The sequence below is a fragment of the Cupriavidus sp. a3 genome (assembly GCF_051015765.1).
Taxonomy (GTDB): domain Bacteria; phylum Pseudomonadota; class Gammaproteobacteria; order Burkholderiales; family Burkholderiaceae; genus Cupriavidus; species Cupriavidus oxalaticus_A.
Genome location: NZ_CP170643.1, coordinates 2191639 through 2216659 on the forward strand (window position 1 = coordinate 2191639; position 25021 = coordinate 2216659).

The window sequence follows — 25021 nt, forward strand, 5'->3', positions numbered from 1 at the left end:
CGCATGGCGGCGGCTCCTAGGGATTACCCTCGAACTGCGAAAACTCTATTTTCTTTGTGGGTGGGTTGCGTGTAAATTCATTTTCATTCGTTTTTCAGGATGTAACCGGCAGCGTCGCCCATGCGCATGCCGTCCCGACCCGACATGACCCAAGGCCATTCGATCTCCGACCGCATCGCGCGCAGCCTGCCCACGCTGACGCCGGCGCACCGCCGCATGGCGGAATACGTGCTGGCCAACCTGTTCCGCGCGGCCACGATGCGCATCGACGAGTTTGCCGCGGCGGTGGACGTGTCGGTGGCCACCGCCAACCGCTTCGCGCGGGCGCTGGGCTTCGACGGCTATCCGCAATTCCGTACCGAGCTGGTGCGCGGCTTTGAGGCCACGCTGGCGCCGGTCGAGCGGCTGCGCAGCGAACTGGAGCGGCCCGCCACCGTGGCCGAAGTGTTCGCCGCCTCGCTCGAGGATGCGGCCGCCAATGCCGAAGCCACCCGGCGCGGCATCGACGCGCAGGCGTGCGAGCGCGCGGTCGCGGCGATCCTGGGTGCGCAGCGCGTCTACGTGGCGGGCTTCGGCGCCAGCGGCTTCCTGGCCGGCCTGCTGCAGCACGGGCTGGAATTGCATTGCCGCATGGTGACCTCGGTCGCCGGCGCCGGCGGCGCCTCGCACGCGGCGCGCCAGCTGTTCAAGCTGCAGCCGAGCGACCTGCTGATCGTGATTGCCTTCCCGCGCTATGTGACCGACAGCATCGAACTGGCGGAGCGCGTCAAGGCGCACGGCGGCCGGGTGCTGGCGCTGACCGACGGGCCGACCTCGCCGCTGGCGCCGCTGGCCGATATCGCGCTGTACGCGCAGGCCGCCAACCGGCTCTCGGCCAACTCCGACGCGACCGTGCTGGCGCTGATCGAAGCGCTGTGCGGCGCGGTCGCGCATCGCGCCGAGCGGCCGGTCAAGGCCGCCGCCGAAATGACCGAATTCCTGCTGCCGTGGCTCTATGGCGCGCCAGGCGCGGACCGCGCCGGCCGTGCCGGGCCAGCCGAGCCGCAGGCTACCGAAGAGCAGGCGGCGGGCACCACGCGCCGCCGCGCCTCCAACCTCAAGAAGCCCTGAGCTATCCCATGCAACAAGCAGTCATTGCCATCCACGGCGGCGCCGGCACCATCACCCGCGAGGCGATGGATCCCGCGCGCGAACGCGAATACACGGAAGCGCTGGAACACGTGCTGCGGGCCGGCCAGCGCATCCTGGCCAACGGCGGCAGCGCGCTCGACGCGGTGACCGAAGCCGTGCGCCTGCTGGAGGAATGTCCGCTGTTCAACGCGGGCAAGGGCGCCGTGCTGACCCACGCCGGCACCTATGAACTCGACGCGGCCGTGATGGACGGCGCCACCCGCGATGCCGGCGCGGTCGCCTGCGTCACGCGGCTGCGCAATCCGGTGCTGGCGGCGCGCGCGGTGCTCGACCACAGCGAGCATGTGCTGTTTGCCGGCACAGGCGCCGAAGAATTCGCCGCCGCCCAGGGGCTGGAGCTGGTGGAGCAGGACTACTACTTCACGCAGGCACGCCATGAGCAATGGCAGCGCGCCCGCGGTACCGCCGGCATGGCGCTGCTCGACCATGATGCCGCCGCACTGGCGGCACGCAACAACCCGGCCGACCCGATCGACCCCGACAGCAAGTTCGGCACCGTCGGCGCGGTGGCATGCGACAGCCGTGGCAACCTCGCCGCGGCAACTTCCACCGGCGGCGTGACCAACAAGCGGGTGGGGCGCGTCGGCGATACCCCCGTGATCGGTGCGGGCTGCTATGCCGACGACGTGGTGGCGGTGTCGGCCACCGGCACCGGCGAGATGTTTATCCGCACCGTGGCCGCTCACGATGTCTCGGCGCAGATGCGCTATGCCGGCCTGCCGCTGGAGGAATCGGCACGGCGCGTGGTGATGGAAAAGCTGGTCGCCATCGAAGGCCGCGGCGGCCTGATTGCGGTAGACCGCGACGGCAACGTCACGCTGCCGTTCAACACCGAAGGCATGTACCGCGGCTTTGCCCGCGTGGGCGAGGCCGTCAGCGTCTCGATCTACGGCTGACCCGCGCCGCACCGGCAAGTCTCAGCACTCGCAGCAAACAAGGAGTACCTAGTGGCCACTACCCCTGCGCAATCGCGCGCTTCCGCCTCCGGCATCATCCTGCCGCCCGAGCGCGTCGTCTCGGTCGACGGCCTGAGCGTGCGCTTTGCCACGTCCGAACGTACCGTCGAGGCCGTGCGCAACCTGTCGTTCCATGTCGACCGCGGCGAGACGCTGGCGGTGGTGGGCGAGTCGGGCTCGGGCAAGTCGGTCACGTCGCTGGCGCTGATGCGGCTGGTCGAGCATGGCGGCGGCAAGATCGCCAGCGGCAGCATGCTGCTGCGCCGGCGCGGCGGCGAGGTGATCGACCTGGCGCGCGCGGATAACGCGACCCTGCGCAGCGTGCGCGGCGCCGACGTGGCGATGATCTTCCAGGAGCCGATGACCTCGCTCAACCCGGTGTTCCCGGTGGGCGAGCAGATCGCCGAATCGATCCGGCTGCACCAGGGCAAGAGCCGCGCCGCGGCGCGCGCCGAAGCGCTGCGCATGCTGGAGCTGGTGCGCATCCCCGAGGCGCGCCGCGTGCTGGAGCGCTATCCGCACCAGCTCTCCGGCGGCATGCGCCAGCGCGTGATGATCGCGATGGCGCTGTCATGCAAGCCGGCGCTGCTGATCGCCGACGAGCCCACTACCGCGCTGGACGTGACCATCCAGGCCGAGATCCTGCAACTGGTGCGCAGCCTGCAGGCCGAGATGCACATGGGCGTGGTCTTCATCACCCACGACATGGGTGTGGTGGCCGAGGTGGCCGATCGCGTGCTGGTGATGTACCGCGGCGAGAAGGTGGAAGAGGGAAGTTCCGACGACGTGTTCCGCGCGCCGGCGCATCCGTACACGCGCGCACTGCTGTCGGCCGTGCCGCGCCTGGGCGCCATGAGCGGCACCGACCTCCCGGCCAAGTTCCCGCTGCTGCGGCTGGACAGCGCCAGGGCGGAGCAGGCCGCGCCGCAGGACACGGTCAAGCCCGGCATCGCGCCGATCCTGCGCGTGCAGGACCTGGTCACGCGTTTCGACGTGCCCGGCGGCCTGTTCGGCCGTGTCACGCGCCGCGTGCATGCGGTGGAGAAGGTCAGCTTCGATCTCTACCCCGGCGAAACGCTGGCACTGGTGGGCGAGTCCGGCTGCGGCAAGTCCACCACGGGGCGTTCGCTGCTGCGCCTGGTGGAAAGCCAGAGCGGCACCATCGAGTTCAACGGCCAGAACATCAGCAAGCTGGAAGGGCCGGCGCTGCAGACGCTGCGCCGCAATATCCAGTTCATCTTCCAGGACCCGTTCGCGTCGCTCGATCCGCGCGTGCCGGTGGGCTATTCGATCATGGAGCCGCTGCTGGTGCACAAGGCGGCCAGCGGCAAGGAGGCCGAGCAGCGCGTGGCCTGGCTGCTCGACAAGGTGGGGCTGGATCCGTCGCACGCGGCGCGCTATCCGCACGAGTTCTCCGGCGGCCAGCGCCAGCGCATCTGCATTGCGCGCGCGCTGGCGCTGAACCCCAAGGTGGTGGTGGCCGACGAGTCGGTGTCGGCGCTGGACGTGTCGATCCAGGCGCAGATCGTCAACCTGATGCTCGACCTGCAGCGCGAGCTGGGCATCGCCTTCCTGTTTATCTCGCACGACATGGCGGTGGTCGAACGCGTCAGCCACCGCGTGGCGGTGATGTACCTGGGCCAGATCGTCGAGATCGGCCCGCGCCGCGCGATCTTCGAGAACCCGCAGCACCCGTACACGCGCAAGCTGATGTCGGCGGTGCCGATCGCCGATCCGGCGCGGCGCCACCTGCGGCGCGAGCCGCTGAACGATGAGATTCCCAGCCCGATCCGCGCGGTCGGCGACGAGCCGGTGGTGCAGCCGCTGGTGCAGGTCGCCGGCAGCGGCGCGCTTGGCCACTATGTCGCCCGGCATGCCGTCGGCGGCGCCTATTGAAGTCCTGGAAATAACGAAGCTACCAAGGAGAATCGACGATGTCTGCACGTATGGTTTCGCCCCGATGGATGGCCGGCGCCTTTGCCGCCGGCACGCTCGGCATGCTGGCCGCCGCGCCGGCCTTCGCGGCCAAGGATGCGGTGATGGCGGTGTATTCCACCTTCACCACGCTGGACCCGTACGACGCCAACGACACGCTGTCGCAGGCAGCCAGCAAGTCCTTCTACCAGGGCCTGTTCGGCATGGACAAGGACATGAAGCTGGTCAACGTGCTGGCCGACAGCTATGACGTCAGCAAGGATGGCCTGGTCTACACCATCAAGCTGAAGAAGGGCATCAAGTTCCACGACGGCACTACCTTCGATGCCGCCGCCGTCAAGGCCAACCTGGACCGCGTCACCAACCCGGCCAACAAGCTCAAGCGCTATACGCTGTTCAACCGTGTCGCCAAGACCGACGTGGTCGATGCCAATACCGTCAAGGTCACGCTGAAGGAGCCGTTCTCGCCGTTCATCAACGTGCTGGGGCATCCGTCGGCGGTGATGATCTCGCCGGCCGCGCTGCAGAAGTACGGCAAGGAAATTGCCTTCCATCCGGTCGGCACCGGCCCGTTCGAGTTCGTCGAATGGAAGCAACCCGATCACCTGAAGGGCAAGAAGTTCGCCGGCTACTGGAAGACCGGCTACCCGAAGATCGATTCCATCACCTGGAAGCCGGTGGTCGACAACAACACCCGCGCCGCCATCATGCAGACCGGCGAGGCGGACTTTGCCTTCAGCATCCCGTTCGAGCAGGCCGCGGTGCTGAAGAGCAGCGCCAAGGTCGATCTGATCTCGTCGCCGTCGATCATCCAGCGCTACCTGAGCCTGAATACCACGGTCAAGCCGTTCAACGACCCGAAGGTGCGCCAGGCCATCAACTACGCCATCAACAAGGACGCACTCGCCAAGGTGGCGTTCGCCGGCTATGCCGTGCCGGCCGAAGGCGTGGTGCCCCCGGGCGTGGACTTTGCCGAGAAGCTGGGCCCGTGGCCGTATGACCCGGCCAAGGCGCGCGCGCTGCTGAAGGAAGCCGGCTACCCGAACGGCTTCGAGACCACGCTGTGGTCGGCGTACAACCACACCACCGCGCAGAAGGTGATCCAGTTCGTGCAGCAGCAGCTGCAGCAGGTCGGCATCAAGGCGCAGGTGCAGGCGCTGGAAGCGGGCCAGCGCGTCGAAAAGGTCGAGAGCGTGCAGAAGCCGGAAGACGCCGGCGTGCGCATCTACTACGTGGGCTGGTCGTCGTCGACCGGTGAATCGGACTGGGCGCTGCGTCCGCTGCTGGCTTCCGAGTCGATGCCGCCCAAGCTGCTGAACACCGCCTACTACAAGAACGACCAGGTCGATGCGGATATCGCCGGCGCGCTGCGCACCACCGACCGCAGCGAGAAGGCCCGCCTGTACAAGGACGCCCAGGAACGCATCTGGAAGGATGCGCCGTGGGCCTTCCTGGTGACGGAGAAGGTGCTGTTCGCGCGCAGCAAGCGGCTGACCGGGGCGTATGTGATGCCGGACGGGTCGTTTAATTTTGATGAGATTGATATCAAGCAGTGAGGGGTGTGAGGGCAGGCGCTTGCAGCACCGCGAAGCCGCGCTCTGCCACAACCCACCCAACCTAGCAGTAAAGCAGTAAGCCGATGGTGGCCGCCTGCCCGCGTCGCGGGGTCGCAGGCAGGCGGCCTGCGGCCTTTCTTCATGGTGTGCAATGCTGAACTACTTCCTCAAACGAGTGCTGGGCGTGATCCCCACGCTGCTGATCGTGGCAGTGCTGGTGTTCCTGTTCGTCCACCTGCTGCCGGGCGATCCCGCGCGGCTGGCGGCGGGCCCCGAGGCCGACTCGGCTACGGTCGAGCTGGTGCGCAAGGACCTGGGCCTGGACCGGCCGCTGCCCGAGCAGTTCGTCAACTTTTTCTCCAATGCGATCCGCGGCGAGTTCGGCAATTCGCTGCGCACCAAGCGCCCGGTGAGCGAAGAGATCGGCGACCGCTTCATGCCCACGCTGCTGCTGACGGTGGCGTCGATGGCGTGGGCGGTGGTGTTCGGCATGGTGATCGGCATCGGCTCGGCGGTATGGCGTAACCGCTGGCCGGACCGGCTGGGCATGACGCTGGCGGTCTCGGGCATCTCCTTCCCGGCCTTTGCGCTCGGCATGCTGCTGATGGAGGTGTTCTCCGTGCAGTTGGGCTGGCTGCCGTCGATCGGCGCCGACACCTGGAAACACTACGTGCTGCCGTCGATCACGCTCGGCGCCGCGGTGGCGGCGGTGATGGCGCGCTTTACCCGCGCCTCGTTCGTCGAGGTGCTGCAGGAAGACTTTATCCGCACCGCCCGCGCCAAGGGCGTGCGCGAGACGGCGGTGGTGGCCAAGCATGGCCTGCGCAACGCGATGATCCCGGTGGTGACGATGATGGGCCTGCAGTTCGGCTTCCTGCTGGGCGGCTCGATCGTGGTCGAGAAAGTGTTCAACTGGCCCGGCCTCGGCCGCCTGCTGGTCGATGCCGTCGAGATGCGCGACTACCCGGTGATCCAGGCCGAGGTGCTGCTGTTCTCGCTCGAATTCATCCTGATCAACCTGGTGGTGGACATGCTCTACACCGTGATCAATCCCACCATCCGCTACAAGTGAGGCCGGCATGACTGAGCTTTCCACGCCCGCCGCAAGCGAAGCGGCACCCGCAACGGCCCCGGTGCCGGAGGCCGTGCGCACGCCCTGGACCGAGTTCTGGCGCAAATTCCGCAAGCAGCACCTGGCGCTCGGCGCCGGCGTGTTCGTGCTGCTGCTGGTGCTGGTCGCCGTCCTGGCGCCGCATATCGTGCCATACGACCCGGAGAATTTCTTTGACTACGACGCGCTCAACGCCGGCCCGTCGGCTGCGCACTGGATGGGCGTCGATTCGCTCGGGCGCGATATCTTCAGCCGCATCCTGGCCGGGGCGCGCATCTCGCTGGCAGCGGGTTTCCTGTCGGTGATCATCGGCGCGGTGATCGGCACCGTGCTGGGCCTGCTGGCCGGCTACTACGAGGGCTGGTGGGACCGCATCGTGATGCGGATCTCCGACGTGCTGTTCGCCTTCCCGGGCATCCTGCTGGCGATCGGCATCGTCGCCATCCTCGGCAACGGCATGACCAACGTGATCTTTGCCGTGGCGATCTTCAGCATCCCGGCGTTCGCGCGGCTGGTGCGCGGCAATACGCTGATGCTGAAGCGGCTGACTTACGTCGAGGCCGCACGCAGCATCGGCGCGTCGGACTGGACCATCCTGATGCGCCATATCCTGCCGGGCACGGTGTCGTCGATCGTGGTGTATTTCTCGATGCGGATCGGCACCTCGATCATCACCGCGGCCAGCCTGTCGTTCCTGGGGCTGGGCGCGCAGCCGCCCACGCCGGAGTGGGGCGCGATGCTGAACGAGGCCCGCGCGGACATGGTGACCGCGCCGCACGTGGCGATCTTCCCGAGCCTGGCGATCTTCCTGACCGTGCTCGCGTTCAACCTGCTTGGCGACGGCCTGCGCGACGCGCTGGATCCCAAGATCGACCGCCGCTAAAGCCATGCAGACATCGACGCAGGGCGTGCCGCGCATCGGCAATCTGCCGGCGGGACCGCGCGACAGCATCGCCGACGTGCCGGGCGTGACCGTGGGCCACTGCACGCTGGCGCAGGATGCAGTGCAAACGGGCGTCACCGTGATCCGCCCGCATGGCGGCGATGTGTATCGCGACAAGGTGCCCGCTGCGGCTACCGTGCTGAACGGCTTCGGCAAGAGCGTGGGGCTGGTGCAGGTGGAGGAACTGGGCGTGCTGGAGACGCCGGTCGCGTTGACCAACACCTTCTCGGTCGGCGCCGTGGCGCAGGCGCAGATCCGCGCCGCCGTCGCCGCCAACCCGGAGATCGGGCGCGCGTGGCCGACCATCAATCCGCTGGTGTTCGAATGCAATGACGGCTACCTGAACGATATCCAGCGCATGGTGGTGGACGGCAGCCACTATGACGCGGCGCTGGCCGCTGCCGGCCAGGAGGTGGCGCAGGGTGCGATCGGCGCCGGGCGCGGCATGTCGTCGTTCGGCGTCAAGGGCGGCATCGGCACGGCCTCGCGCATGGTGTCGTGCGTCGCGTCGGGCTATTGCGTCGGCGCGCTGGTGCTGGCCAACTTCGGCACGCCGGAATCGCTGACGCTGGCGGGCAAGCTGCTCGGGCCGCAGCTGGTGCAGCGGCTGGCGCAGCCCGACGCTGGGGCACAGCCTGAAAAGGGCTCGATCATCATGGTCGTGGCCACCGACGCGCCGCTGGACGCGCGCCAGCTGCGCCGGCTGTCGCTGCGCGCGGGTGCGGGGCTGGCGCGCACGGGGTCGGTGTTCGGGCATGGCTCGGGTGATATCGCGCTGGCCTTCTCGACCGCCTATACCGTCCCGCACCAGGCGGACCGTGCGATGCCATCGGTCGCCATGCTCCACGAAACGCTGCTCGACCCGCTGTTCCGCGCCGCCGCGGACAGTGTCGAGCAGGCCATCGTCCATGCGCTCTGGCATGCGGCGACGGTGCAGGGCCGCGACGGCCATGCCCGCCGCGCCTTGCTGGAGGCCATGCCAGAACTGCGCCAGTCGGCCTGATGAAGATCCTGATTTCCACCGATATCGAAGGCGTCGCCGGCGTCTTCCACGCCGAGCAGACCCGCCCCGGCAACGGCGAGTACGAACGCGCCCGCGCCTGGATGACCGCCGAGGCCAATGCCGCCGTCGCCGGCGCCTTTGCCGGCGGCGCCACCGAAGTGCTGGTCAACGACTCGCATGGCGGCTTCCGCAACCTGTTGCCAGACCAGCTCGACCCGCGCGCGCGGCTGGTGCTCGGCAAGCCGCGCTACCTCGGCATGATGGCCGGCATCGAGGACGGCGCCGACGGCGTGCTGATGATCGGCTACCACGGCCGCGCGCAGAGCCGCGGCGTGCTGGCGCACACCATCAACAGCAGCGCCTTTGCCCGGGTCTGGCTCAACGGCATGGAACTGGGCGAGGCGGGACTCTACGGCGCGATGGCCGGGGAGCTGGGCGTGCCGGTGCTGATGGCCAGCGGCGACGATGTCTTCGTGCACGAGACCCGGCCGCTGATGCCGTGGGTGCGCTTTGCCGAGACCAAGCGCGCCGGCGGCTTCGGCAGCGGCACCACGCTGTCGCCGGCGGCGGCGCGCGAGGCGATCCAGGCGGCCGCGGCCGACGGCGTGCGCGCCGCGGCACAGGCGCAATGCCTGCGGCTCGACACGCCGGCCGACGCGCGGGTGAGTGCCCGGCTGCAGACCCTGACGCCGGCGCATGCCGACCTGTTTTGCCAGTGGCCGACGCTGGAGCGCCTGGACGGCGTGACCCTGGGCTTCCACGCCGATTCCGTGCAGGCCGCCGTGCGCATGCTCAACTGCCTGTCGGCGATGTCGTTCATGCTGAAGTAGCGCCTGCTCGGCAGCGGATCGTGCGGATCGCGCGGATCGGCGACAATAGCGGGTCCGCAGCCAACCCAGCCAACCGGCGCTACGCATTCGCATGACCCAGGCACACGACGGGGGCTGGATCCCCGTACGCAAGGACTTCGTCGACGTGGACACCCGCTGCCAGGCGCGCGGCAACAGCCGCCGGCACCACGGTTTCCCGCACGGGCAGGCCTATATCCTGCGCGACGCCGCCGGGCACGAGTACCCGTTCGGCGAGGACTGCGCCCGCGCCGCGGTGGCGCATCCCGGGTTGCTGCTGCAGGTGCCGGACTACACCGAGCGCGACGTGGTGCCCCGCACAGCCTTGCCCGATCCTGTCCCCGCCGGCGCCCGGCGCGGAGGGGGCGGACGGCGCAGCGCGGCGGAAACCGCGGCGGCCGAGCGCCTGGCCGCCATCCGCTACCTCGTGCTGCGCATGGAAAAAGTGGCCGCCGTGCCTCGCGTGCAGCCCACCGTGCGCTTTCCCGCGCTGGACCCCGTCTACGAGCAATACCTGCGCACCGGCGACGTGGCCACCGCGCAGGTGCGCCGGATCCTGGCAATCGAGCGTGCGCCCAGCACGCCGCCGCGGCTGCGCGCCACCAACCTGCTCGACGTCTATACCGCCCACGTCAAGCTGGAGCGCCTGATCGCCGCGTCCAACAGCGTCGACAACATCCGCTTCCTGCGCGGCCTGCACGACTGGCTGGCGCGCCACCTGGTGCTGACCGCCGGCCAGCTGGCCGCGGCAGGGATCGAGATGCATCCGCAGGCCTTCACCTCGCCCGGCATCTGGGGCGCGGGGACGGAAGCGGCCGGCCCGGCAGTCCCGGCACACTCGGCGCCGGCCGACCCGAACGGCTCGCTGTTCTCGCCACGGCTGGCAGAACCGGCGGAAAAGGCGTCTAATCTCCAGCATCGCCATCCGCCGGTGACGCCATGAGCCCTTTTTCGCGCAGCTACGCCGAAGCCCGCCAGAAATTCCTCGATGCCGCGCGCGCGGCCGGGGCCGACCTGGCGCAGTTCCCGCATCCGACCCGCCGCGGCAGCGCCGGCGAGGACCTGGCGATCGACGTGGCGCAGGTGGGCGCGCCCGGTGCGCGGCAGTGCCTGATGGTGACGTCCGGCACCCATGGCGCCGAGGGCTTCGCCGGCTCCGGCGCGCAGATTGCGATGCTGAACGACACCGCGCTGCTGGCCGATTGCGCCGCGGCCGGCACCAGCCTGCTGCTGGTCCATGCCATCAATCCCTACGGTTTCTCGCACCTGCGCCGGGTCAACGAAGACAACGTCGACCTGAACCGCAACTTCATGGATTTCTCGCAGCCGCTGCCGCACAACGGGCCCTATGCGGAGATCGCGCCGCTGCTGCTGCCGGCGCAATGGCCGCCGTCGGACGCCGACCAGGCGCAGCTGATGAAGACCGTCGCCGAGCGCGGCATGGCGTGGTACCAGGCCGCGCTGAGCGGCGGCCAGTACCAGGACCCGGACGGCATGTTCTTCGGCGGCAACAAGGCGACCTGGAGCAACTACACGCTGTGCCGCATCCTGGCGCGCTTCGGCGCCGGGCGCGGGGCGCTGCGCTGGATCGACGTGCACACCGGCCTGGGGCCGTGGGGCTACGGCGAGCCGATCCACATGGGCCCGGACACGCCCGAGTCGCTGACGCGCACGCGCGCGATCTGGGGCAGCCGGGTGACGTCGATCTATGATGGCTCGTCGACCTCGGCCAACCTGACCGGGCTGGCCTGGCATGCGGTGCCGCAGACGCTGCCGGGGATCGACTATGCCGGCATCGCGCTGGAGTTCGGCACGCTGCCGGTGGGCGAGGTGCTGGACGCGCTGCGCGGCGACCACTGGCTGCACCAGCACCCCGAGGCGGACGAGAACCAGCGCGCGCTGGTGCGCCGGGCGATGTGGCAGGCCTTCTACGGCGATGCCGACGACTGGCGCGACGGCGTGGTGGCGCAGGTGACCGACGCCGTGCGCAGCACGCTGGCCGCGGCTTGATCGTGGCTAGAGCGCGGCCGGATGGCACTCAGCCTGCGCATTCGAAATCCTTCACTACAGGGCGTAAGCCGCTTCTGGTAATGTCTCGGACTTGGCTGTAGAGTGCCGCCAAAGGCACCGCTGGCGGGTCGCGTCAGCGCGGGCCGGGCAGTCACGACGAAACGCCACAAGAAACGCCACAAGAACAAGACGGAAGGGGTTCCCGGCCTGCCAGCGGCGCCGCTTCCGGCATCAGCTCGGCGGGAGGCCGGCGCGATGACGCTCTACGAACTCAAGCCCAGGTTCCAGGCATGGCTGCGCCCGGTGGTGCAGGACCTGGCCGATCGCGGCGCCACCGCCAACCAGGTCACGGTCGCCGCGGCCGCCGGTTCCCTCGCGGTCGGCGTGCTGGCCGCCATCGGCATGCTGGTGAGCGAGAGCCCGGCGCTGTTCCTGCTGTTTCCCCTCTGGCTGTTCCTGCGCATGGCGCTCAATGCCATCGACGGCATGCTCGCGCGCGAGCACGGCCAGCAGAGCGCGCTCGGTGCCTACCTCAACGAACTCGGTGACATCGTCTCGGACCTGGCGCTGATCCTGCCGCTGGCGGCGCTGCCGGACTTCGGGCTGGCGCAGGTCGGCACCTTTGCGCTGCTGGCGGTGATGGTCGAGGCCGCCGGCCTGGTCGGCCCGCTTGCCGGCGCCAGCCGGCGCTACGACGGCCCGCTCGGCAAGAGCGACCGTGCCTTCGCGGTCGGGGCCATCGCGCTGTGGGCGGGGCTCGGTCTGGGTTTCGGCGGTGCCGCTTCGTGGCTGTGGCTCGCGCTGTCCTTGCTGTCGCTGTACACCATCACCAATCGCGTGCGCCGCGGCGTTGCCGAGGCGCGTGCCCGCACCGCAGGCTGAGCCCATGGACCGAGCCGCTATCCGCCAGCCGCAGGAGCGGCATTTCCAGACCCATGACGGCCAGGCGCTGTTCTACCGCCACTGGCCGGCGGTGGAGGGCCCGGCGCGCGGCGCCGTGGTGCTGTTCCACCGCGGCCACGAGCATTCCGGCCGGGTCGCCCACCTGGCCGACGAGCTGAACCTGCCGGGCTACGACATCTTTGCCTGGGACGCGCGCGGCCACGGCCGCTCGCCAGGCGAGCGTGGCTACAGCCCCAGCCTGGCGGACTCGGTGCGCGACATCCAGACATTTACCCACCATATCGCCGAGGCGCACGGCATCCCGCTGGAGCGCACCGTGGTCATCGCGCAAAGCGTCGGTGCAGTGCTGGCCGCCACCTGGGTGCACGATTACGCGCCGCCGATCCGCGCGCTGGTGCTGGCCTCGCCGGCGTTCAAGGTCAAGCTGTACGTGCCGTTCGCGCGGCCGGGGCTGAAGCTGATGCACCGGCTGCGCGGCAGGTTCTTTGTCAACAGCTACGTCAAGGCGAAGTTCCTGACGCACGATCCCGAACGCACCGCCAGCTACGACACCGACCCGCTGATCACACGGCCGATCGCGGTCAATATCCTGCTCGACCTGTACGAGACCGCCGAGCGCATCGTCGCCGATGCCGCCGCGATCACGGTGCCGACGCAGCTGCTGATCTCCGGCGCGGACTGGGTGGTGCACCACGGGCCGCAGGACCGCTTCTACGAGCGGCTGGGCGCGCGCACCAAGGAACGCATCGTGCTGGACGGGTTCTTCCACGACACGCTGGGCGAGCGCGACCGCAAGCTGGCGGTGGACGCGGCGCGGCGATTTATCGTGCGCGAGTTCGACACGCCGTCGGCGCCGCGCTCGCTGCTCGATGCCGACCAGATCGGCCCGTTCCGGGAGGAGTCGGACCGGCTGGCGTCGGCGCCGGGCGGGCTGGCGGCGTGGTACTGGCGCGCGGCGCGCGCCAGCCTGAAGCTCGGCGGGATGCTGTCGGACGGCGTACGGCTTGGGCACGAGACCGGTTTCGACTCGGGCTCGACGCTCGACTACGTTTACCGCAATACGCCGTCGGGACGCGGCCCACTGGGCCGGCTGGCCGACGAGCAATACCTCGGCGCCATCGGCTGGCGCGGGATCCGCCAGCGCAAGGTCCACGCCGAAGCGCTGATCGCCCAGGCTGTGCGGCGGCTGCATGCGGCCGGCATGCCGGTGCGCATGGTCGACATCGCCGCCGGGCACGGTCGCTATGTGCTGGAGGCGCTGGACGCGCTGGACGGCGGTGCGGCCGCGGTGGAATCGATCCTGCTGCGCGACTACAGCCAGCTCAACGTCGACCAGGGCAGGGCGCTGATCGCGGCCAAGGGACTGCAGGGAGTTGCCCGCTTCGAACAGGGCGATGCCTTCGACGGCGACGGCCTGGCCGCGCTGACGCCGGCACCGACGCTGGCCGTGGTATCGGGCCTGTACGAGCTGTTCCCGGAAAACGCGATGGTGCGCCGCTCGCTGGAAGGCCTGGCGCGCGCGTTGCCGCCGGGCGGCTATCTGGTCTACACCGGCCAGCCCTGGCATCCGCAGCTTGAATTCATCGCCCGCGCGCTGACCAGCCACCGCGGCGGCGCAGCGTGGGTGATGCGGCGCCGCTCGCAGGCCGAGATGGACGAACTGGTGCGCGCCGCCGGCTTCGACAAGGTGACCCAGCGTATCGACCCGTGGGGCATCTTCACCGTCAGCCTGGCGCGCAGGCGCGCAGCATGAGCACGCTGCCCGCTGGCGCGGCTGAGGCGGCTGCCGCGGCATCCCGCGGCGAACGTCCGTGGCGGCTGGCCTGCCTGCTGCTGGCGCTGGCCGGCGCGTTTTTCTTTTCCAGCTACGGCTTTGCCAACTGGCTTGCGAGCCAGCGCGCGCAGGTGCCGTCAGTCTATTTCGGCTGGGAGCGCGGCATCCCGTTCCTGCCGTGGACCATCATCCCGTATTGGTCGATCGATCTGCTGTACGGCATCTCCTTTTTCCTGTGGCGCACGCGCGCTGCGCTGGTCGTGCACGTCAGGCGGCTGGTGCTGGCGCAGCTGGTCTCGGTGGCGTGCTTTATCGCGTTCCCGCTGCGCTTCAGCTTCGAGCGGCCGCAGGCGGAGGGGCTGCCGGGGCAGCTGTTCGCGCTGCTGGGCGGCTTCGACCTGCCGTTCAACCAGGCGCCGTCGCTGCATATCAGCCTGCTGGTGATCCTGTGGGTCGCGTACGCGGCGCACCTGCGCGGCGGCTGGCGCTGGCTGCTCCATGGCTGGTTCGCGCTGATCGGCGTGTCGGTGCTGACCACGTGGCAGCACCACGTGATCGACGTGCCGACCGGGGCGCTGGCCGGCTGGCTGTGCGTTTACCTGTTCCCGATGCGGCTGCCGGGCGTTGCGATGGGAGTGCCCGATGCGCGCACGCGCCAGCTTTCGCGGCGCTATGGGATTGGCGCAGTCATGGCACTGCTGTGCGCGGTGCTGGCGGTGGGAGCCTCCGTGACGCTGGCGTTCCTGCTGCTGTGGGCGGCGCTGGCGCTGGCCTGCGTTGCCCGCATCTACGCGCTGGCCGCGCCGGCCTGGTTCCAGAAGCATGCCGACGGCACGATGGCGCAGGCGGCATGCTGGGTGCTGGCGCCATACCTGCTCGGCGCGTTCCTGAATTCGCGCTGGTGGACGCGGCGCGCGCCGCAGGCCAGCCGCATCGCAGACGGCGTCTGGGTCGGCCGCTTCCCGACCGATGCCGAACTGCGCGCACTGGGCGCTGACGCCGTGCTGGACCTGAGCGCCGAACTGCCGCGCGCCGCAACCGAGCCGGGGCTGGCCTATCGCTGCGTGCCGGTGCTGGACCTGACCGTGCCGACCGCGCAGCAACTGGAGCAGGCCGTGGCGCAACTCGACGCGTGGCACGCGCAAGCGCGCCGGATACTGGTGAGCTGTGCGCTGGGCTATTCGCGCAGCGCGCTGGTGGCGGCTGCATGGATGGCGCGCCGGCAGGGGCTGCGCGCTGCCCCGGCGGCGCTGGCCGCTTTGCGCGCGTACCGGCCCGCGGTGGTGCTGGGGCGCGAGCACGCCGAGGCGCTGCAGGCGTGGCTGGACCAGTATCCGACACTGGAGGCTGCCGATGGCCGATAACCCCGGCCGCCGCGGAACCACGGACGCCTGGATCGCGCACGCCGTCACCGGCGCGCTGTCCGGTGCGCTCTGCATCGGCGTGGCCGGACTGGCCTTCGCGCTGGCTTCTGCCTGGCTGTCTGCCGGCCCCGCACTGTCTGCACTGCCGTTGCTGGTGGCACCGGCCCAACTCTGGCTGCTGCTGCGCGTGGCGATCGACCGGCGCCTGTTCGATGCGCTGGCCGCTTCGGCCGACCGCGAGGGCCAGGCGGACCTGGCCGGACTCGACGGCGCGCTGACCGGACTGGGCTGGATCACACCCGGCCGCACTGGCCGTTCGCTGCCCGAACGCGCGCGCGGCGCGATGCGGCTGGTGCGCGCCAGCGTGGCACTGGCCGCAGTCCAGCTGTGCCTGTCCCTGCTGATCTTGCTGCTGAGGTAAACAACACCATGTGGATCGCCCGCGCCACCGCGCGCGCCATCATCGCTTTCGCCCGCCTGCTGACCGGCATGCGCGCCAACTGGCAGGGCTGCTTTCCCGCCGCGGTGCAACGCGTGTACTTTGCCAACCACAGCAGCCATGGCGACTTCGTGCTGATCTGGGGCTGCCTGCCGCCCGACCTGCGCGCCGGCACGCGGCCCGTGGCCGGCGCCGACTATTGGGACTGTTCGCCGCTGCGGCGCTTTATCGGCCGCGACGTATTCCGCGCGCTGCTGATCGACCGCACGCACAGTGATCCCGGCAGCGATCCGGTGGCACTGATGCGCGGCGCACTGGAAGGCGGCGATTCGCTGATCCTGTTCCCCGAGGGCACGCGCAATACCACCGATGCACGGCTGCTGCCGTTCAAGAGCGGCATCTACCACCTGGCGCGCGCGTGCCCGGCGGTGGAGTTCGTGCCGGTCTGGATCGACAACCTCAACCGCGTGATGCCCAAGGGCGAAGTGGTGCCGGTGCCGCTGCTGTGCACCGTGACTTTCGGCCAGCCGCTGCTGGTGGCCGACGGCGAGGACAAGGAGAGCTTCCTGTCCCGCTGCCGCGACGGCCTGCTCGCGCTAGCCCCCGAACTGGACTGATGACCATGCCGACCACGCCAACGTTGCATTGGAGCCATGAAACCTGGCTGCTGTTCGGCGGCCTGTTTGCGGTGCTGCTGCTCGCCTCCACCGTGACCGCGCTGCTGCGCTGGCGCGTGGCCGGCGGCGGGCAGCACGCGGTGATCGACAACCTCGCGCAGCGCGTCAATGCCTGGTGGTGGATGATCGGCGTCATGGGGGCGGCCTTCGCGCTGGGCCGCACCGCGGTGATCGTGCTGTTCTTCCTGCTGTCGTTCTTCGCGCTGCGCGAGTTCGTCACCATCACCACCACGCGCCGCGGCGACCATCGCGCCATCGCCGCCGCCTTCTTCGTGTTCCTGCCGCTGCAGTACGTGCTGGTCTACACCGGCTGGTATGGCATGTTCTCGATCCTGATCCCGGTCTATGCCTTCCTGTTCCTGCCGATCCTGGCGGCGCTGTCGTCCGAGACCACGCGCTTCCTGGAGCGCTGCGCCGGGGTGCAGTGGGCGGTGATGATCTGCGTGTTCTGCATCTCGCACGTGCCGGCGCTGCTGACGCTGCCGATCCCGGGCTTCGAGGGCCGCAACCTGCTGCTGATCGCCTTCCTGGTGATCGTGGTGCAGGGCAGCGACGTGCTGCAGTACGTGTGGGGCAAGCTGTGCGGCAAGCGCAAGATCGCGCCGCTGCTGTCGCCGTCAAAGACGGTGGAAGGGTTTGTCGGCGGCGTGGCCAGCGCCACCGCACTGGGCGCGGCGCTGTGGTGGATCACGCCGTTCACGCCGTGGCAGGCCGGGCTGATCGCGCTGGCGATCGCGCTGATGGGGTTCCTGGGCGGGCTGGTGATGTCGGCGATCAAGCGCGACCGCGGCATCAAGGACTGGGGCCACATGATCCAGGGCCACGGCGGCATGCTCGACCGGCTCGACTCGGTGGTGTTCGCCGCGCCGGTGTTCTTCCATATCACCCGCTACTGGTGGGTGCCCTGAGCCGCGCCTTCAGATCTCCATTTCCTCGCACCACTTGACCACCGCGTCGCGGAAGTCCTGGCAGATCGGCGACAGGTAGCCGCCGGCGCGCCACAGCACCGCCAGTTCATGCTGCCACGACATGCCCGGCCCGGCGATCGCCTGCAATCCCTGTCCCTCGGCCTGCTTCAGGATGCGCGGCGGCATGATGCCGAGCAGGTCCGAGTGCCGCAGCAACTCGCCGAACGCGACCGGCGAGGCCGTGCTTTCCACCGCGACGCGCGGCGGCGGCAGGCCCACCGAGGTGAATCGTTCTTCCAGCCACTGGCGCAGGTACAGCGAACTGGCCGGCACGGCCCAGCGCTCTTCGGTCAGGTCGGCCAGCGTACGGAAGCTGTCGCGGCGCGGATGCGCCGCGCGGCAGACGATCTGCATGGTCAGCGGCCCCAGTGGCAGCCAGTCGATGTCCTCAGGCACGCTGGCCGGGCGCGCGGCCAGGATCAGGTCCGCGTCACCGTTCTGCAGCACCGCCATCAGGCGCGCGCTCAGGTGTGTCTCGATCGAGAACACCGCCAGCGGGCGGCTGACGAAGAACTGCGCCAGCAGCGGCGACAGCAGCGACGGCACCAGGTACGGGATGGCGCCGAGCCGCACGGTGCCGGCGCGCGCCAGGCGTTGCTCGGCCAGTTCGTTGCGCAGGTCGGTCGCCGCCAGCGAAATCTTGCGCGCATGGGCCAGCAGCGTCTTGCCGACGCTGGTCGGCACCAGCCCGCGCGGAGTGCGCTCGAACAGCGGCATGCCGGCCTCGGCCTCCAGCCGCGCCAGCGTCTTGGACAGGCCGGACTGGGTCATGCCGAGCGTGTCGGCCGCGCGATGCAGGTTGCCGTGTTCGCTGACTACCAGGAAGGCTTCTAGATCCTCGAATCGCATGGGATAGGTGCCGGCCTGGCAGCGTGCGGAGAGTGCCGGCCATTGTAGCGCGGCGAGGGGGCCGCGCCGCGGCATTGACGCACTGCGCCATGCCTGGCAGGACTCGAACTGTGCCGCGCAGGAATCGATCGTGCCGCGCTGGTGCCCTAGACTGCGCTGGCATCCCTCGCATCGCCAGCGGCTGGCGAGTATCACAGAAGGGAGCCACGACAGGAGACACCGACCATGCCGACTCTTCGCTCGCGGCTGCGCGCCGCCATGCCCGCCATCGTGCTGGCCACGTTCGCAGTCTCTGCGCACGCGGCCGATGCACCCGATGCCGATCCCTATCCGTCGCGGCCGCTGACCATCGTCGTGCCGTCCGTGGCCGGCAATGTGAACGATGCCGTGGCGCGGCTGATTGGCCAGGAGCTGACCAGGACCTGGGGCCAGCCGGTCATCGTCGACAACAAGCCGGGCGCGGGCACCACCACCGGCACCAAGCACGTCGCGCGCGCCGCGAAGGACGGCTATACCGCGCTGCTGACCTTCACCGCGCACGTGCAGAACCCGTCGCTGTACCCGCGCATCGGCTATGACCCGATCACCGATTTCACGCCGGTCAGCGAGGTCGCGATCTCGTCGACCATCCTCGCCGTGTCACCGGATTTCCCGGCGCGCACGCTGCCGGAGCTGGTGGCGCTGGTCAAGGCCAATCCCAACAAGTACCCGTACGGCTCGTACGGTGCCGGCACCACTGGCCATATCCTGGGCGAACTGTTCAAGCGCGAGGCCGGGCTGCAGATGGATCACGTGGCCTACAAGGGCGGTGTGCCGCTGGTCACGGACCTGGCCGCCGGGCATGTGAAGATCGGCTTTGTGCCGGTGGGCACGGCGATGGCGCTGCTGCAGGGCGGCAAGCTGATCCCGGTGGCCATGGCCGGGGCCGAACGTTCGGCGCTGCTGCCCGGGGTGCCGACCTTCCGCGAGGCGGGCTACAAGGGCTTCGAGCCGGATGCGTGGATGGGCCTGCTGCTCCCGGCGGGCGTGCCGAAGGCGCGGGTCGAGGCGCTGTCGCGCGAAGTGGCGCGCATCGTGCGCATGCCGGAGATCACAAAGAAAATGCAGGACCTGAACCTGGTGCCGGTCGGCGGCACGCCGGAAGCCTTTGCCACGGTGCTGAAGAGCGACCGCGACAAATGGAGCCGCATCATCCGCGATGTCGGCATTACGCTGGAATGACAGGATTGATGATGCAAGAGGACGATTACCTGGGGCTGGTCTGCTCGCGCTGGTGCCACTGGAGCGAACTCGAACTGCAGCGCATCCCGCGCCGGCCGCTCGGGCGGGGGCAGGTGCGCATCCGCGTGCGGCATGCGGGCGTCGGGTTTGCGCTGAGCCTGTTCGTGTCGGGCAAGTACCAGCGCAAGCCGCCGCTGCCGTTCACGCCGGGCACCGAGGCGGCGGGCGAGATCCTGGAGGTGGCGCCGGACGTGACGCGGCTGCGCGTGGGCCAGCGCGTGGCGGCGGCGCTGGACTGGGGCGGCTTTGCCGAAGAAGTGGTGACGACTGCCGACACGGTCTATCCGGTGCCGGACGGGCTTGAACTGGCGCACGCCGCGGCGTTGCCGGTCACCTACGGCACAGTGTGGGCCGCGCTGGCGTGGCGCGCCGCGTTGCACCCCGGCGAGACCATGCTGGTGCACGGCGCCAGCGGCGCGCTCGGCACGGCTGCCGTGCAGGTGGGCAAGCTGATGGGCGCGCGCGTGATTGCCACCGCCAGCACCGATGCCAAGCGCGAGGCGGCACTGGCCAACGGCGCGGCGCACGCGCTGCCTGCCGATGCGGCCACGCTGGCGGCCTCGGTCAAGGCGCTGTGCCCGGCGGGCGGGGCCGACGTGGTGTTCGATCCGGTCGGCGGCGACCTGTTCGATGCCTCGCTGCGCTGCGCGGCACCGGGCGCGCGGCTGCTGTCGATCGGCTATGCCAGCGGCCGCATCCCGGAAGTGCCTGCGAACCTGCTGCTGGTCAAGAACCTGTCGATGATCGGCTTCAACTACGGCTACTACATCGGCTGGGGACTGACCGACGAGCGCCAGCGCTTCGCGCCGCGCGTGCAGCAGGTGGTCGAACAGATCATGCAGGCGGTGGCGAGCGGCAAGCTGGCGCCGCCGGTGCTGCAGCACTTCCCGCTGCGCGACTGGCTGGCGGCGGTCGACACCACGATGTCGCGCCGCGCCATCGGCAAGGTCATGCTGGATATCTGAAACGCGGAGGAAGGACCAGATGCAATCCGAACAAGACGCCGCGCTGCTCGACGGCCTGACGGTGCTCGACCTGAGCCAGGGGATCGCCGGGCCGTATTGCGGGCTGGTGCTGCGCCAGCAGGGCGCGCGCGTGATCAAGGTGGAACCGCCGGGCGGCGACTGGTCGCGCAATATGGGCCGCATCCGCGCCGGCCAGACCGCGATCGCGGTCGCGTGCAATGCCGGCAAGCAAAGCGTGCTGCTGGATGCGCGCACCGACAGCGGCCGCGCCGCCATCGCACGGCTGGCCGCACGTGCCGACGTGGTGATCCAGAACTTCCGCCCCGGCGTGGCCGAGCGCATGGGCGTGGGCTACGAGGCGCTGGCGGCGCGCAACCCGGCGCTGGTCTATGTGTCGATCACCGGCTACGGCCATGCCGGCCCGATGGCGGCGCTGCCCGCGGTCGATACCACCGTGCAGGCGGTCAGCGGACTGATGCACCTGAACCGCGACGGCGCGGGCCAGCCGCGCCGTATCCCGTTCTTCCTGATCGATCTCAGCACCGGGCTCTATGCCGCCCAGCATGCCTGCGCGGCATTGTTCAGGGCCGCGCGCCATGGCAAGGGGCGCCATGTGAAGCTGTCGCTGCTGGAGACCAGCGCTGCGCTTCAGTCGTACCTGCTGGTGGACGATGCCATGTTTCCCGACGCGGAAATGGCCGCGGCCAATGCGCCGACGGGATTGTTCGCCGCAACGGACGGCATGCTCTATATCAGCATGCTCAACGACGCGATGTTCGTGCGGCTGGCACGCCTGCTGGGCTTTGACGACTGGCTCGGCGATGCCGCGCTGCGCACCAGTGCCGGCCGGTTGCCGCGCGCGGCGGAACTGAACCGGCGCGTGGCGCAGGCGGTGGCCGCGCAGCCGCTCGCGCACTGGGAAGCGCAGCTGACCGAGCATGACGTGCTGTTCGGCCGCGTCAGCCACGCCAGCGATTTCCTGGGGAGCGAGCAATGCCGGCAGGCAGGGGTCTTCGGCCGTCTGGCGCTAGAGGGGATTGGCGAGGTGCCCTGGGCCAACCTGCCGGGGATGGCAGGCATGGTGCGGCCCGAGGGCAATGCGCCCACGCTGGGGCAGCACACCGAAGCGGTGCTGGCGGAGTTCGGCATCAGCGCCTGACCCTCAGCGACTGACATTGCCGCGCGGAAAAAGAAAAACGGACGGTGCGCGATTGCGTACCGTCCGTTTCCTTTGTGCGTTGGTAGGCTCGATTGGACTCGAACCAACGACCCCCACCATGTCAAGGTGGTGCTCTAACCAGCTGAGCTACGAGCCTAGCGAAGCCGCAGATTATAGGTATGCCTCCGCGATTGCGCAAGCACCTTCGCAAACTTTCTGCGATTGTGCTGCGCGCACCGCGTCAGCATGCTTTGCATCGAGAGCTCAGGCCTGCGTCAGCCGGTCGCGCAATTCGCGCTTGAGCACCTTGCCGATGGCACTGCGCGGCAGGCTGTCGACCACGTGCAGTTCGGCCAGCCGCTGGGTCTTGCCCAGCCGCTCGTTGGCCCAGGCCAGCACGTCCTGCGCCGTGGCGCCGCTGCCCGCGCGCAGCGCGACGAAGCCCACCGGCGTCTCGCCCCAGCGCTCCGACGGCACGCCGACCACCGACACCTCGGCGACCGCCGGGTGCTCGCGCACCACCGCCTCGATATCGCTGGGATAGATATTGAAGCCGCCCGAGATGATCATGTCCTTCTTGCGGTCGAGCAGCACCAGGAAGCCGTCTTCATCGAAGCGGCCGATATCGCCGGTGCGGATAAAGCGATTGCCCTGCGCATCGTGCCATTCGGTCTCGGCGGTCTTTTCCGGCTGGTTGTGGTAGCCGTTCATCATCGCCGGCGAACGGCCGACCACTTCGCCGGTGCTGCCCGGCGGCAGCTCGCGGCCTTCGTCGTCGATGATGCGGATGTCGGCGTTCGGCGCAGGGCGGCCCACCGTGTGCAGCTTGTCGGGGAACTGGTGCGCGTGCAGCAGGCAGCTGCCGCCGCCTTCGGTCATGCCGTACAGCTCGGTCAGCCCGCCGGGCCAGCGGCGCAGCACCTCGGCCTTCAGCGCCGGGCTGAACGGCGCGCTGGTGCAGAACTTCTGCCGGAAGGACGACAGGTCGTGGCGGTCGAAGTCCGGATGCGCCAGCAGGCGCTGGTACTGCACCGGCACCAGCATGGTGTGCGTGACGCGGTGCTGCTGCGCCAGCGCCAGGTACTTGCCCGCATCGAACTTGGCCATCAGGATCGCCGTGCCGCCCAGGCCGATGGTCGGGAAGAAGCTGGCCAGCGTGGTGTTGGAGTACAGCGGCGTCGACAGCAGCGTGACGGCGTCGGTGCCGTAGCCCGTGGCCGCGCCGCGCGACACGTGCGCCCAGCGCATGCCGTGCGACTGCACGATGCCCTTGGGCTTGCCGGTGGTGCCGGACGAATAGATGATGTTCAGCGGCATTTCCGCGCGGATCTCGGGCTCCTGCACCGGCGTGCCGGCGGGGGCGAGCCAGTCCGCATACGGCTGGCCGCCATCGCTGCCATCGAGCGTGACGAGGGGCGTGCCCGCCAGTTGCGCGCGTACCGGCTGCAACGCGGCAGCGACCGCGGCATCGGTGAAGAGGATGCGCGCGCCGGAGTCCGCGACCATGCCGGCCAGGCTCTCCGCCGTGGACGATGGCGCCAGCGGTGCCACCACCACGCCCGCGCGCACCGCGCCGAGATAGACCGCGGCGTATTCGATCGACGAGTTCGCGCAGATCGCGATGGCCTCGCCCGGGCGCACGTTGTCGCGCGCCAGTGCCGCGGCGATGCGGTCCATGGCGGTGTCCAGCCCGGCATAGTCGAGCACGCGCCCGTCATGCATCAGCGCGCGCTGCGTGGGGCGTTCGGTGGCATGCTCGCGCACGAGCACGGACATGGTGGTGAAGGGGCGGGCAAGCGGCGCGGGCTGGGTGGGCTGCGTGGGCTGGTTGGGCGTCTGGGTCATGTCGGCAAGTTCATGTCGCAAGAACGGAGCGGGCGCCGGCATCGCGGCGCCCGCCGGGAAGCGGTTACTGTATCTGCGCGCCGGAGTCCTTTACCACTTTGCTCCAGCGGTTGATCTCGGCATCGATATGCGTGCGCAGCGCCGCCGGCGTGGAGCCGACCGGTTCATAGCCATTGGTTGCCAGCGAGGCCTTCAGTTCGGGCTGGCGCAGCACGGTGGCGATCTCGGTGCTGAGGCGGTCGACCACCGGCTGCGGCGTGCCGGCCGGCGCCAGTACCGCATACCAGCCGGTGATGCTGATGCCCGGCACGCCGGCTTCGGCCAGCGTCGGCACGTCGGGCGCGACCGCGGCGCGCTGGCTGCCGGTCACCGCCAGCGCGCGCAGCTTGCCGCTCTTCACGTGCGGCAGCGTGGTGGAGATGCTGTCGAAGGTCAGCTGGACCTCGCCCGACAGCATCGCCGTCACCACCTGGGCGCTGCCCTTGTACGGGACATGGGTCATCTTGATGCCCGCGACGGAATCGAACAACTCGCCCGCCAGGTGCCCGGTGTTGCCGTTGCCGGCCGAAGCAAAGGTCAGCTTGCCGGGGTTGGCCCTGGCCTCCGCGATCAGCTCCTGCACGTTGTTCGCGCGCAGCGACGAGCTGCCGGCCAGGATCATCGGCAGGTTGGCCACCAGCGACACCGGCGCGAAGTCCTTGCGGGTGTCGTACGGCAGCTTGGGATAGAGGCTGGCATTGATGGCATGCGCGGCCAGGACCATGATCAGCGTGTACCCGTCCGGCTTGGCGCGCGCCAGCGCCTGCGTGGCGATGGTGCCGCCGGCGCCGGGCCGGTAGTCGAGCACCACCGGCTGGCCCAGCTTTTCCTGCAGCCTGGCGGCCACCGGGCGCGCCAGCAGGTCGGCGCTGCCGCCGGGCGGGTAGGGGATCAGCAGCTGGATCGGTCGCGCGGGCCAGGTCTCGGCGCCGGCGGTGAACGGCACGGCCAGCGAGCCGGCGGCCAGCATGCCGGCCAGGCCTTGCACGAGCCATGCACGGCGGCCCCGGACGGGGCGCAGGGATGATGCCATCGATGTGTCTCCTTGTTGTGCGGCCGCGGGCGCGGCCGCCGTCCCATGTTGCGGGCTGGGACGCCGGTGTCACAAACGGTAAAGCGGGATGCGCGGCAGCGGAATTCTTAAATTGATAAGTCTGGCTTTTTGTAGGCGAAGCCCGGGGCGATCGTCCTGGTGATCCGCGCGC

The 25021-nt window shown here is 69.6% G+C and carries 22 protein-coding genes and 1 tRNA gene; 19 read left to right on the forward strand and 4 right to left on the reverse strand.

What is annotated here, in order from left to right; genetic code table 11:
- Window positions 1-144 precede the first annotated feature (144 nt).
- From ACAD63_RS10700 to ACAD63_RS10775, 16 genes are all read left to right on the forward strand, one after another.
- Window positions 145-1110 (forward strand): MurR/RpiR family transcriptional regulator, encoded by a 966-nt coding sequence (locus tag ACAD63_RS10700; protein ID WP_434033928.1) that lies wholly within the window; start codon window positions 145-147, stop codon window positions 1108-1110.
- A gap of 8 nt (window positions 1111-1118) precedes the next feature.
- Complete coding sequence (locus tag ACAD63_RS10705; RefSeq protein WP_133096351.1) at window positions 1119-2087, forward strand: isoaspartyl peptidase/L-asparaginase family protein; 969 nt, start codon at window positions 1119-1121, stop codon at window positions 2085-2087.
- 51 nt (window positions 2088-2138) lie between these two features.
- The gene (locus tag ACAD63_RS10710) at window positions 2139-4043 is read left to right on the forward strand and encodes a dipeptide ABC transporter ATP-binding protein (protein WP_135705399.1); all 1905 of its coding nucleotides are present in this window, start codon (window positions 2139-2141) and stop codon (window positions 4041-4043) included.
- 38 nt (window positions 4044-4081) lie between these two features.
- Window positions 4082-5638, forward strand: a complete 1557-nt coding sequence (gene gsiB / locus ACAD63_RS10715) for a glutathione ABC transporter substrate-binding protein GsiB (protein ID WP_133096349.1) — start codon at window positions 4082-4084, stop codon at window positions 5636-5638.
- A 151-nt stretch (window positions 5639-5789) separates the two neighbouring features.
- Complete coding sequence (gene gsiC / locus ACAD63_RS10720) at window positions 5790-6710, forward strand: glutathione ABC transporter permease GsiC (RefSeq protein WP_133096348.1); 921 nt, start codon at window positions 5790-5792, stop codon at window positions 6708-6710.
- A 7-nt stretch (window positions 6711-6717) separates the two neighbouring features.
- Window positions 6718-7632, forward strand: coding sequence for a glutathione ABC transporter permease GsiD (gene gsiD / locus ACAD63_RS10725; protein ID WP_063237910.1), 915 nt, complete (start codon window positions 6718-6720; stop codon window positions 7630-7632).
- Between the two features lie 4 nt (window positions 7633-7636).
- A complete protein-coding gene (locus ACAD63_RS10730) occupies window positions 7637-8695 on the forward strand; it encodes a P1 family peptidase (RefSeq protein WP_135705398.1) in 1059 nt (352 codons plus the stop codon).
- Entirely contained in the window at window positions 8695-9525 is an 831-nt protein-coding gene (locus ACAD63_RS10735) for a M55 family metallopeptidase (RefSeq protein WP_135705397.1), read from the forward strand. Before ACAD63_RS10730 ends, ACAD63_RS10735 begins: the two co-directional genes overlap by 1 nt.
- Window positions 9526-9616: 91 nt before the next feature.
- Window positions 9617-10486 (forward strand): hypothetical protein, encoded by an 870-nt coding sequence (locus tag ACAD63_RS10740; protein ID WP_434033929.1) that lies wholly within the window; start codon window positions 9617-9619, stop codon window positions 10484-10486.
- Window positions 10483-11553, forward strand: a complete 1071-nt coding sequence (locus ACAD63_RS10745) for a M14 family metallopeptidase (RefSeq protein WP_135705395.1) — start codon at window positions 10483-10485, stop codon at window positions 11551-11553. Before ACAD63_RS10740 ends, ACAD63_RS10745 begins: the two co-directional genes overlap by 4 nt.
- A 255-nt stretch (window positions 11554-11808) precedes the next feature.
- Window positions 11809-12435 carry a CDP-alcohol phosphatidyltransferase family protein gene (locus tag ACAD63_RS10750; protein WP_133096343.1) on the forward strand — a complete coding sequence of 209 codons (627 nt, stop codon included), beginning with the start codon at window positions 11809-11811 and terminating at the stop codon, window positions 12433-12435.
- Window positions 12436-12439: 4 nt separating this feature from the next.
- Window positions 12440-14209 carry a bifunctional alpha/beta hydrolase/class I SAM-dependent methyltransferase gene (locus tag ACAD63_RS10755; protein WP_434033930.1) on the forward strand — a complete coding sequence of 590 codons (1770 nt, stop codon included), beginning with the start codon at window positions 12440-12442 and terminating at the stop codon, window positions 14207-14209.
- Window positions 14206-15594: a phosphatase PAP2/dual specificity phosphatase family protein gene (locus tag ACAD63_RS10760; protein WP_434033931.1), complete on the forward strand. Its 1389-nt coding sequence runs from the start codon at window positions 14206-14208 to the stop codon at window positions 15592-15594. Before ACAD63_RS10755 ends, ACAD63_RS10760 begins: the two co-directional genes overlap by 4 nt.
- Window positions 15584-16015, forward strand: coding sequence for a hypothetical protein (locus ACAD63_RS10765; RefSeq protein ID WP_434033932.1), 432 nt, complete (start codon window positions 15584-15586; stop codon window positions 16013-16015). The genes ACAD63_RS10760 and ACAD63_RS10765 overlap by 11 nt, the downstream gene beginning before the upstream one ends.
- 8 nt (window positions 16016-16023) lie before the next feature.
- Window positions 16024-16650, forward strand: a complete 627-nt coding sequence (locus ACAD63_RS10770; RefSeq protein WP_133096339.1) for a lysophospholipid acyltransferase family protein — start codon at window positions 16024-16026, stop codon at window positions 16648-16650.
- A 5-nt stretch (window positions 16651-16655) separates the two neighbouring features.
- Entirely contained in the window at window positions 16656-17618 is a 963-nt protein-coding gene (locus ACAD63_RS10775; RefSeq protein WP_135705391.1) for a phosphatidate cytidylyltransferase, read from the forward strand.
- 9 nt (window positions 17619-17627) lie between these two features.
- Here the strand turns inward: ACAD63_RS10775 and ACAD63_RS10780 are convergent, their stop codons facing one another.
- A complete protein-coding gene (locus ACAD63_RS10780; RefSeq protein WP_133096337.1) occupies window positions 17628-18527 on the reverse strand; it encodes a LysR family transcriptional regulator in 900 nt (299 codons plus the stop codon).
- Window positions 18528-18752: 225 nt separating this feature from the next.
- On the opposite strand from ACAD63_RS10780, the gene ACAD63_RS10785 reads away from it, so the two are divergent.
- From ACAD63_RS10785 to ACAD63_RS10795, 3 genes are read left to right on the forward strand one after another with little or no spacing between them, the layout of a single operon-like run.
- Complete coding sequence (locus ACAD63_RS10785; protein WP_434033933.1) at window positions 18753-19748, forward strand: tripartite tricarboxylate transporter substrate binding protein; 996 nt, start codon at window positions 18753-18755, stop codon at window positions 19746-19748.
- Window positions 19749-19759: 11 nt separating this feature from the next.
- A complete protein-coding gene (locus ACAD63_RS10790) occupies window positions 19760-20773 on the forward strand; it encodes an NADPH:quinone oxidoreductase family protein (protein WP_133096335.1) in 1014 nt (337 codons plus the stop codon).
- Window positions 20774-20792: 19 nt separating this feature from the next.
- A complete protein-coding gene (locus ACAD63_RS10795) occupies window positions 20793-21932 on the forward strand; it encodes a CaiB/BaiF CoA transferase family protein (RefSeq protein WP_434033934.1) in 1140 nt (379 codons plus the stop codon).
- An 80-nt stretch (window positions 21933-22012) separates the two neighbouring features.
- Here the strand turns inward: ACAD63_RS10795 and ACAD63_RS10800 are convergent.
- The 3 genes from ACAD63_RS10800 to ACAD63_RS10810 form a co-directional block, all read right to left on the reverse strand.
- A tRNA-Val gene (locus ACAD63_RS10800) sits at window positions 22013-22089 on the reverse strand.
- Window positions 22090-22196: 107 nt separating this feature from the next.
- Window positions 22197-23777, reverse strand: coding sequence for a class I adenylate-forming enzyme family protein (locus ACAD63_RS10805; RefSeq protein WP_434033935.1), 1581 nt, complete (start codon window positions 23775-23777; stop codon window positions 22197-22199).
- A gap of 64 nt (window positions 23778-23841) precedes the next feature.
- Window positions 23842-24849 carry a tripartite tricarboxylate transporter substrate binding protein gene (locus ACAD63_RS10810; protein WP_135705387.1) on the reverse strand — a complete coding sequence of 336 codons (1008 nt, stop codon included), beginning with the start codon at window positions 24847-24849 and terminating at the stop codon, window positions 23842-23844.
- Window positions 24850-25021: the final 172 nt, after the last annotated feature.